Origin of the sequence: Pseudomonas sp. 43(2021) (genome assembly GCF_017490805.1) — a bacterium.
Taxonomy (GTDB): Bacteria; Pseudomonadota; Gammaproteobacteria; order Pseudomonadales; family Pseudomonadaceae; genus Aquipseudomonas.
Map to the genome: position 1 here is coordinate 1 of NZ_JAFGYJ010000115.1, position 704 is coordinate 704.

At 64.5% G+C, this 704-nt stretch carries 1 protein-coding gene and 1 pseudogene; both read right to left on the reverse strand.

Annotated features, from left to right (window positions below; all coding sequences use genetic code 11):
- Nucleotides 1–423, reverse strand: a pseudogene (locus J5M71_RS26245) (metal ABC transporter substrate-binding protein); the annotation flags it as partial.
- On the reverse strand, nt 424–704 hold a 281-nt coding region (locus J5M71_RS26250), incomplete at its 5' end, for a metal ABC transporter permease (RefSeq protein WP_207838371.1).

Genomic DNA, 704 nt, shown 5'->3' on the forward strand with positions numbered 1-704 from the left:
GTTCAGCCCATCAACCTGCAGGCCCGGCTGCACGGCGATGCCGGGCAGGGCGCCGTCGACCGGGCGCGCAGCGTCGACTTCGACGATACGGATATTGCTGCGCCGCGCGATCGGGTACAGCGGATCATCGGCCCACAGCGAACGCAGACCGATTACCGCGTCCGCGTCGGTGGCCAGTTTGCTCAGCGCCGGAGCGCCACGGCCGGTGAAATACGCGGTCTGGCGGCTGCCGGGCAGGTTGGCCGGCGCCGCGCGTTCGAGGTTGACGTTTGTGCCCTTGAGCAATGCTTCGCCCAATCCATAGGTGATCGGTAACGAGGCCAGAACGCGCAACGGTTTCGCAGTTTCAGCCGCCATCAACGGAGTGCAGACCACGCCATACAGGGCCATGGCCAGAGTCAGGTTACGCAATGAAAAAGCCATTTATCCAAGGTTCCCTTTCAGGCTGGGGACGACGCCGCGCGCAATGGCGGCGAGGGCGAAAGCGATGCCGGCGACCAGAATGATCGCGGCGCCGGACGGGATCGGCAGATCGAATACGATCGGCGCAAGAATCCCGCACAGGGTGCTGACGGTAGCGATCAGCACCGAGCACCAGAAAAACCCTTTCAGCGCCTGACTGAGCACGCGCGCCGCTGCCGAAGGAATCACCAGCAAGGCACCGACCAGAACCGCGCCACTCACCTCAACTGCCGCGACGGTGA